This window comes from Flexivirga sp., from assembly GCF_035551235.1.
In the GTDB taxonomy this organism is placed as follows: Bacteria; Actinomycetota; Actinomycetes; order Actinomycetales; family Dermatophilaceae; genus Flexivirga.
The window spans coordinates 198,649-207,548 of the sequence record NZ_DASZNO010000028.1 but is presented as its reverse complement, the minus strand read 5'-3'; the positions used below and the strand labels follow the sequence as shown (position 1 = coordinate 207,548).

Annotated in this window: 7 protein-coding genes; 3 read left to right on the top strand and 4 right to left on the bottom strand. The window is 69.9% G+C overall.

What is annotated here, in order from left to right; translation table 11 throughout:
- Both VG502_RS09835 and VG502_RS09830 read left to right on the top strand, forming a co-directional pair.
- Positions 1–1,999, top strand: a 1,999-nt coding sequence (locus VG502_RS09835) for a RelA/SpoT family protein (RefSeq protein ID WP_325549863.1), incomplete at its 5' end; no start/stop codon positions are given.
- Positions 2,000–2,168: 169 nt separating this feature from the next.
- Positions 2,169–2,594 (top strand): hypothetical protein, encoded by a 426-nt coding sequence (locus VG502_RS09830; RefSeq protein ID WP_325549862.1) that lies wholly within the window; start codon positions 2,169–2,171, stop codon positions 2,592–2,594.
- Positions 2,595–2,613: 19 nt separating this feature from the next.
- On the opposite strand, the gene VG502_RS09825 is transcribed toward VG502_RS09830, so the two are convergent.
- Genes VG502_RS09825 through VG502_RS09810 form a run of 4 tightly spaced genes read right to left on the bottom strand, consistent with a single transcriptional unit; the run spans position 2,614 to position 7,100 of the window.
- The gene (locus VG502_RS09825) at positions 2,614–3,897 is read right to left on the bottom strand and encodes a lanthionine synthetase LanC family protein (RefSeq protein WP_325549861.1); all 1,284 of its coding nucleotides are present in this window, start codon (positions 3,895–3,897) and stop codon (positions 2,614–2,616) included.
- Positions 3,894–4,790 (bottom strand): T3SS effector HopA1 family protein, encoded by an 897-nt coding sequence (locus tag VG502_RS09820; protein ID WP_325549860.1) that lies wholly within the window; start codon positions 4,788–4,790, stop codon positions 3,894–3,896. The genes VG502_RS09825 and VG502_RS09820 overlap by 4 nt, the downstream gene beginning before the upstream one ends.
- Complete coding sequence (locus VG502_RS09815) at positions 4,787–5,713, bottom strand: aminoglycoside phosphotransferase family protein (RefSeq protein WP_325549859.1); 927 nt, start codon at positions 5,711–5,713, stop codon at positions 4,787–4,789. Before VG502_RS09815 ends, VG502_RS09820 begins: the two co-directional genes overlap by 4 nt.
- Before the next feature lie 4 nt (positions 5,714–5,717).
- Entirely contained in the window at positions 5,718–7,100 is a 1,383-nt protein-coding gene (locus VG502_RS09810) for a chymotrypsin family serine protease (RefSeq protein WP_325549858.1), read from the bottom strand.
- Positions 7,101–7,369: 269 nt separating this feature from the next.
- On the opposite strand from VG502_RS09810, the gene VG502_RS09805 reads away from it, so the two are divergent.
- Positions 7,370–8,896, top strand: a complete 1,527-nt coding sequence (locus VG502_RS09805; RefSeq protein WP_325549857.1) for a S8/S53 family peptidase — start codon at positions 7,370–7,372, stop codon at positions 8,894–8,896.
- Positions 8,897–8,900: the final 4 nt, after the last annotated feature.

Genomic DNA, 8,900 nt, shown 5'->3' with positions numbered 1-8,900 from the left:
CGTCGAGGACACCGACTACACGATCGAGGCCGTCGAGGCGGACTTCGGCTCGGAGATCGCCGTTCTCGTCGACGGCGTCACCAAGCTCGACAAGGTGACCTACGGCGACGCCGCCCAGGCGGAGACGGTCCGCAAGATGGTCGTGGCCATGGCGCGCGACATCCGGGTGCTCGTCATCAAGCTTGCCGACCGGCTCCACAACGCGCGCACGTGGCGCTACGTGTCCGTCGAGTCCGCCCAGCGCAAGGCGCGCGAGACCCTGGAGATCTACGCGCCGCTGGCCCACCGGCTCGGCATGAACACCATCAAGTGGGAGCTCGAGGACCTCTCCTTCGCCACGCTCTACCCCAAGGTCTACGACGAGATCGTCCGGTTGGTGGCCGAGCGCGCTCCGGCGCGCGAGGAGTTCCTCGCAGGGGTGCGCGACCAGGTCAGCAGCGACCTCAGGACCGCCAAGATCAAGGCGACCGTCACCGGCCGGCCCAAGCACTACTACTCCGTATACCAGAAGATGATCGTGCGCGGTCGGGACTTCGAGGACATCTACGACCTGGTGGCCGTGCGCGTCCTGGTCGACTCGGTCCGCGACTGCTACGCCGCGCTCGGCGCCCTGCACGCGCGGTGGAACCCCCTCCCTGGGCGGTTCAAGGACTACATCGCGATGCCGAAGTTCAACATGTACCAGTCGTTGCACACGACGGTCATGGGGCCGCAGGGCAAGCCGGTGGAGATCCAGATCCGTACGTTCGGTATGCACCGCCGTGCCGAATACGGTGTCGCGGCGCACTGGAAGTACAAGGAGGACGCCAAGAAGGGCTCGGGCGACGCCGATGACGACGGCGCTCCGAACAACGACATGTCGTGGCTGCGGCAGCTGCTGGACTGGCAGCGCGAGACCGCTGACCCGGGGGAGTTCCTGGAGTCGCTGCGCTTCGACGTCGGGTCGCGTGAGGTCTACGTCTTCACCCCGAAGGGCTCGGTCATGGGCCTGCCGGCCGGGTCCACCCCGGTCGACTTCGCGTATGCCGTGCACACCGAGGTCGGACACCACACGATCGGCGGCCGCGTCAACGGACGGCTGGTGCCGCTGGAGAGCCCGCTGGAGAACGGCGACGTCGTCGAGATCCTGACCTCGAAGGCGGACGGCGCCGGCCCGAGCCGCGACTGGCTCGGCTTCGTCAAGAGCCCGCGAGCCCGCAACAAGATCCGCCAGTGGTTCTCCAAGGAACGCCGTGAAGAGGCGATCGAGAACGGTAAGGACGCTCTCGCCCGGACCATCCGCAAGAAGGGGCTCGGCATACAACGGCTGATGTCGCACGAGTCGCTGACCTCGGTCGCCGAGCGGTTGAAGTATGCCGACATCGATGCCCTGTATGCCGCGATCGGTGACAGCCACGTGTCGCCCGAGCACGTGGTCAAGCAGCTCGTCGAGATGCTCGGCGGCGAGGAGGGCACCACCGAGGACCTGGCCGAGGCGACCAACCCGGTCCGGCGCAATCGCCGCTCGTCCGAGGCGGATCCGGGCGTCACCGTCGTCGGCACCGACGACGTGTGGGTGAAGCTGGCCCGCTGTTGCACGCCCGTGCCCGGCGACGACATCATCGGCTTCGTCACGACCGGCAACGGCGTTTCGGTGCACCGGCGCGACTGCACGAACGCCGAGCAGTTGCTCGCCCAGCCGGAACGGCTGATCAACGTGGCGTGGTCGCCGTCGGCGGCGTCGGTCTTCCTGGTGCAGCTGCAGGTGGAAGCGCTGGACCGCAATGCGCTCCTGTCCGATGTGACGCGGGTGCTGTCCGAGCAGCACGTCAACATCCTGTCGGCGACGGTGCAGACGACCCGCAACCGGGTCGCGATCTCGAAGTTCACCTTCGAGATGGGCGACCCCAACCACCTCGAGCACGTCATCAAGGCAGTCCGCAAGATCGACGGCGTCTTCGACGTCTACCGGATCACCGGCTCCGGGCACCGCAGCGCGGAGCCGGTCAGCCAGGCCTGATCGGGTCGTCGTACACCAGCGTGAGTGCAGTTGCGGTCGTTCCGAGTTGGTCAAAACGACCGCACGTGCACTTTCGGCGGTGTTGCCCAGCAGTTGTGGGTTCGCCGCCGGCGGAAGCCTGTGGACAACTTCTGCGGGCGTATGCCGCGCCGGGGCATGCTCTCTGGGCATGACAACTTCACCAGAACGCATGCCGATCCGGACCGAACACGACCTCTTCGAGCGCTGGGAGGACCTCATGGGAGGGGGCGGTTTCGGCCGTCGCAGCCTGTGGCTGATCTTCCTGGACGACGACGGGCGACAATCGGACCTCATCGTGCCGATCGACGACATACCCATGCTGCCCGACCCACGCGACGTCGCGGCGATCACCGACCTGATCGCACGGATCCGGGACGAGGTCGGAGTCGCCGAGGTGCCGATGCTGATCTCCCGGCCTGGCCCGTCGGAGATGACCGAAGGTGACTGCCGGTGGGCGGTGGCGCTGACCGAGGCACTGCGCGACCAGCATCCGCGCTGGCCGATCCACCTCGCGACGCGTGACCGCTTGCAGGTCTTCGCCGCGGACGACCTGTTGGGTTCTCGCGCGAGCTGATGGCGACCGTGCCGGCGACTCAACCGAGAAGCACCGCAGGAGCACTGCTGGCGATCCCCGCCATATCCGCGAAAAGTGTTGCCGTGCCGGCGATTCCGTTGAACAACCCGAGGTCGCCGTCGGCGCCGGTCAGCCCACACGGCCACTGGCTCGGGTCGTCACCTGCGACGTCGAGGAAGTCGGCGGCGGCATCCAGGGCGAGCGCCCGATGTGCCGGCTCGTCGAGGGTGGTCGCCGCGAGGTCCAGCACCGCGGCCGGCGCACCCACGCCATGGCAGAGGGTCCAGCCCTGACCGAGCGCGGCGGCGCCATACGCCTGCCACGCCTCGCGTTCCCGCCACACCTCCGCGCCGCACGCCTGGACCGCCACCTCCAGCTCCGCACGGATCGCCTCGTCCTGCCAGGGCACCTCGAGTCCGCGAGCCGACAGCTCCAGCAACCGCAGTCGTATGGCGCCCGCACCGGCCGCGCCATGGCACCAGCGTGCGGTCCAGGTCGGCTCGGCACCTCGCAGGTCCGGCCAACCGCCGTGCAACGGGTCGGACCAGGCGGCCTCGAAGCGCAACGCTTCGGCGGCGAGGGACAAGGAGGTGTCGGCCAATTGTGGCCAACGCCAGGCGGATTCGGCCAGTGCCCAGGCGATGCCGCTGGCACCGTGCGCCATGCCGCACAACGGCCGTGCTTCGTCGCCATGTTGCGTGTGGTCCGGCCAGCCACGACCCCACAGCTGCCGCTCCGAGCGGCGCCACAACGCGTCGACGATGTTAGACGCGACTGCGGGAGATGCGTCGGGCATCCGAGTCAGGGCGAGCAGCGCGCCGGCGAGCCCGGAAGTCAGGTCGCTGCAGGGGAACGCGGCGGCCAGATCGGTCGAAACGCCCACGGACGATTGCGTTTCGGCGCCGCTCCCCACGACCAGATCGACCCCGACGCGACCGGACAGCAGCCCCATCCCGGGCAGCACCGGCCGCCGGCCGAGGGCTGCCGTCGCGCGCTCGGCCAGGGCCGCGACGTCCGCCCGGTGCAGTCCCGAACCGAGCCTCTGCAGAGCCCAGACGATGCCGGCGTCTCCGTCGTAGAGGGTTGACCGGCCCCCGGTACACCGTTCGGGCCCACCGGAATTCGTCAGTTCCCAAGTGGGCCAGGTGACCTCGTCGCCGCTGCCGGTCGTCGCCTCGACGGCTGTCCGCTGCAGCAGCGCCATACACGCGTCCACTGCTCGGCGCAGTCGGTCGACGACGGCGTCGGTCGCCGGGAGCACGGCGGGTTCGGCCGATGCGGCCGATGCCAGGACGGTGCTCATGCCGCGAGCCCGACCCCGCGCAGATGCGCCGAGGACTGGTCGACACCGTGCTCACCGAAGACCTCCGCCACCACGTCGGCGAACGCGGTGCAGCGTGCCTCGGCGCGGCGGTATGCCTCGCCGAGCCACCGGCAGCGCAACTCGCCGAAGCTCTGCCCGTCACCCGGATCCTCGCTCCATGCCATACCCGGTGTCAGGACCTCGGTGAAGGGCGGAGCGGAGTTGCGGACGCGCTCGGCGCACCGGGCGCGCAGTGCACCGAACGCCTCGGCACGGCACGCGTCGGGCAGGTAGAGCACCACCGCGTCCGCACGGTCCAGCGCAGTCGGATCGGTCGCGACCTTGAGTGACCAGGTCGCGGTGATCCGCGGTACGACAGCGGTGATCTCGTGCACCAGTCGGGCCACCTCGACCCGGCGCGGTGCGAAGTAGACGCGGGTGAGCCCTTGCGGTGTGTCGCCGGCCGGCCACTCGTCACCCCAGGTGCGCCACCAGCCCTGGTCGTCATGGCCACCGCGCCGACGGGTGATGCGCAGCCGTGCGCCGATCGAGGGCGCGAGCCCGGCGCCGGCGCCGGCCGTGAGGTAGTCGCCGCGGCCGACCGCGCGCCGGTGGGTGCGGCAGGACGGGTCGGCGACGACCGCTGCGCCATACCCGCCCATGGCGAGCACTTCGTGTTCCCGTGCGGGCCAGGCGAGAGCACCCGCGTGGGCGGCCCGCAACGCCCAGCCGAGCGGCGGATCCCACCGACCGCGGCTCGTGCCGCCGGGCCGGGCGGCGGCCCACCAGTGCTCGTAGAGCGTCGTCGCGAGGTCGTCCGCGTCGGCCATCACGGTGAGCACGTGGTGCGCGGCCTGCAACTCCGCGGCCGTGTGCCGATCCCAACTCATCATGAGTCCTCCTTCATCGATGACGCGGTGCCCCGGGCGCAGCGTCGGGTCTCGTCGAGCAGACGCTCGACGATCGGGTGGTCGGTGGCGTCGGGTAGCGCGGCGTGCTGCCAGGCGGTGACGAGTGCGCGGACCGCCTGCCAGGAACCGCGGCGGGCGAGGGGGAGGCCACCCGCGGCGGCATACGCCTGCCGGAACCGGTTCGGTGAGAGGCCGACCGAGCCGAGCGTCTGCTCGACGGTGACCACGTCCCAACACGGGTCGCCCCGGCCCGCAGACTCCAGATCGATGAACGTCACGCGCCCGTCGGCGTCGACGATGATGTTGGAGGCGGACAGGTCGCCGTGCGTCCAGTGATCGCCGCTCGCCCAGGCGACCGCGAGCGGTCGCAGTGCAGCCTGTATGTCGGACTCCTGCCAGGTCGCCAGCACGGCGTCGCGATCCCGGTCCGGCGGGTGCGTCGTCATCGACGGCAGCGGCGCTGGGAGCAACGGCCAGGGAGCGCGGGCGAGCGGCACGTCACCGCCGGCGGATGCCGTGTGCAAGGCAGCCAGTGCCCGGCCCAGCGCATCCGACAGCCGTATGGCGGCCGGTTCATCCAGCGTCAGCGACAGCAGGTCCCGTCCGCGCGCGGCACCGGTCCACACCACCGCTGGTCCCCCCTGAGGGATCAGCGGTGGTGTCAGCCCGAGGGAGTGCAGCCGGCCGAGTGCGAACCGTTCGGCGGCGACGACGTCGTCACCGTCAAGGCGGCCGGCGACGCCACATTGCTTGGCATAGGCGACGATCCGCCCACGACGCTCCACTCGGTGCACCCCGTTGGTGCGGGCGACCGGTATGACGCCCGCAGCGCCGGAGACCACGTCGCTGCCGTGGACCAGGCCGGCCCGGACGGCCATGGACAGGATCTCCGGAGTGGCGTGCATGGCGTCAGGCCCGGTCCGACCGGTCGAGTTCGTCGATCTCTTCCAGCGCCGCGAGGTAACCGGCCCAGTACTCCTCCGGCACGTCGGCCTCGGCGCCGTACCCGTGCCAATCGGCCCGACCGCCCTCGACCGGTCCCGGACCGGGGTCCGGGAAGTCACATCCGGCCCGCGTCAGCAGGTTGCAGGTGGGAATCCGGGTCGGGACGGGACACCACGTGGCGCGCGTGACGTCGCACAGCACGACACGACTGACCAGACACGAGGCGGTGCGGGTGAGGTTGCAGCCCGCCGTCCGGGTCAGGACACAGGTCACCGACCGGGTGACGTTGCACACCGTCAGTCGAGTGTTCAGGCAGCTGATGATCGGGCGGGTGACCACGGGTGCGACCATCAGGTCGACGTTCAGCTCGTCCAGCACCGACTGGATCGGGTTGGCGAACGTCCACTGGCCGTCGCTCGAGCCGGCGAAGAGCAACCCGACCACCATCCGGTTGCCGTCCACGACCACCGACCCCGAGTCACCGTGATCGGAGAACCGGGCAGACTGCGTGGTGTCGGTCTGGACACGGATCTGGTGATGCAGGGTCCGTGAGCCGACATCACTGCCATAGTCGATCGTCACTGTGAAATCGGTGGAAACCACTGTGCCGTAGGTGAGTTCGGTGGTCCGACCACGCTTGCGCACGGCTGTGCCGACCGTTGCGGTGGTGTGTCCCGCGACATCGCCGATGTCCTGGATGGTCGCGCTCGTCGACTTGCCGGTGTCGACCGTGACCACGGCACCGTCCACGGCGTCGGACAGTGCCGCGCGGGTGAGACTGCTGAACTGGTTGCTGCTGGTGCCGCCGTCGAGCAGCGACGGTTGCACCATGCGGTCGCCCACCGACCAGGTGTTGTTCACACAGGCCACGTGGAAGTTGGTGAGCGCCATGGTCGCGCCATTGCCACGGTCACGCACCATCGCACCGAGCGTCCCGGCGAAGATGTAGTTTCCGGCAGAGGGCACGTCCGGCGGCTCGAGATGGACACTGCGCAACGGCCCCATCGAGATGCCGCCGTGCAAGGTCGTGTACGTCGTCGTGTCGACCTCGGGTGTCACCTTGTCGACGAGTTCCATTGACGGGCCTTGCAACTCGACGGTCATCTCCTGCACGTCGGTCGGGATCCCGTCGATCTCCTTGGGCACCCGGTCCGCTGCCGAGAGCTTCGACATCGGCTGCTTCGCGTCGACGAACACCACGATGGCCAGCTGCCCGGTGTTCTTGCCGTCGGTCTCCTTGTCGGCGATGTCGACACCGATGACGTTCTTGCGGGCCAGCAGGTCGGCCTCGGCCGCCTGCTTCGTGCCGCGTATCCGTGCCCGGGCCTGTGCTCGTTCGTCGGCCATGGCAGTTCCTTTCCCTCGATGGAGTCCGTCAGTTCGGGCTCGATGCAAGGAAGGAGAGCTCCGGCCGGCCGGTGATACACGCGATTCCCGCGATGCGAGCCCGGCCCGTCATACGCGCGAAATTCTCGTGTTCGGACGTATCACCGAGCCGCACGGCCCCTCCTGATGAGTGGCGGCAGACAGCCGTTGCAACCTTCCCGGATCGGTGGCGGCGCCAGAAGCCCGGCGTCATACTTGGAGCCACCGGGTCCGGGCTCGAGGAGACACACATGAACGATGGCACCCGTCCCGAATCTCCCACGGCCCAACTGATTCCGCCGATGACGCCGTTGCCGCCATCGGCCGCGGCGCGCTTCTCCGTGCGCCGGCTGGACCCGGACCAGTGGCCGGTCGACGACACGGGACGACCGGCTGCCCCAACGTTGTATGCCGGCGACCGCGTCGTGGTTCCCGGCATGCCCGGGCGCAGAGCCGACTCCGCGATCGCGACGCTCGGCAAGCTGCTGGGAGATCGCGCGCGGGTGGTGGTTCCCCGGGGACAGCGCGAGCGCACCGCCGCCTACCAGAAGTTCGACCTGCTCGATCGTCTGGAGCCCCATGCGTCGACGGTGGTGCGGCTGGTCCCGACCGACGCGGACCGGCGCCCGGTGGATGCCGCGCCCTGGGTCCTGCGGGCCAGGGACGCAGGCGTCGGCGCCGGCCTGAGTCACGTGCTGACGGTCGCCGGATATCTGCAAGGGGTCGGCTACCTGCAGGGTGTGGGATATCTGCAGGGCGTCGGCTACCTGCAGGGTGTGGGTGGCGGCGCCGAGGCCGTCGGAGCCTCGCGGGCGCCGGTCAGTTGGGCGGCGCCCGATCCGGCTGCCGGCACGGACAGCTCCCACGGGCCGGTCGTCGCGGTGCTGGACACCGGGATCGGCACGCACCCCTGGTTCACGCACGGGACGGATCGGGATCCACAACTCGACGGCGCACCGATCGGCCTGCGTTTCGTAGCCGATGAGGACCCCGAGGGAACCGGCATCACCATCGACCGGGTCAACGGCACGCTGGACCCGCTCGCCGGGCACGGCACCTTCGTGGCCGGCATCGTCCGGCAGCACTGCCCGAACGCGACACTGCTCAGCGCACCCGTCATGTATGGCGACGGCGCCGCCGACGAAACCGACCTGCTCGCCGCCCTGACCGACCTCTACGCATATCACCTGCTGGCGTGTGCCGGCCGGATCGACCGTCGGCCGATCGACGTGCTGTCGTTGTCGATGGGCTACTACGCCGAGTCGCCCGGGGCGGTCGAGAACGGCAGCGCGCTGGCGACGGTGCTGAAGGCGTTCGGCGATGCCGGCGTGAGTGTCGTGGCCGCGGCCGGCAACGACGCGACGACGACGCCCTTCTATCCGGCCGGGCTGGCGTCGGCAACTGCGGGCGCGGTGCCACTGCTGGCGGTCGGTGCGACCGACCCCGGCCAGGCACTGGTGTCGGTCTACTCCAACACCGGCTCCTGGGTCACCGCCTATCGCGCTGCCACCAACGTCGTCAGCACCATGCCGACGACGTTCAACGCGGCGGCACGCGCCGCGTTGACGACGAACGGCGGGTCGTTGCCGGCGCGCGCGGCGGTCGATCTGGACGACTACTCCGCCGGCTTCGGGATCTGGAGTGGGACGTCCTTCGCCGCACCGGCGCTGGCCGGCGACATCGCGGCCGCGCTCGGCGGCGGGGCCGGCACGGACGCGACCGGCCGCCGCGACAGACTCTGCGCAGCCGTCCGCACCTGTCTGGCGGGTGCGTCGTGACGAC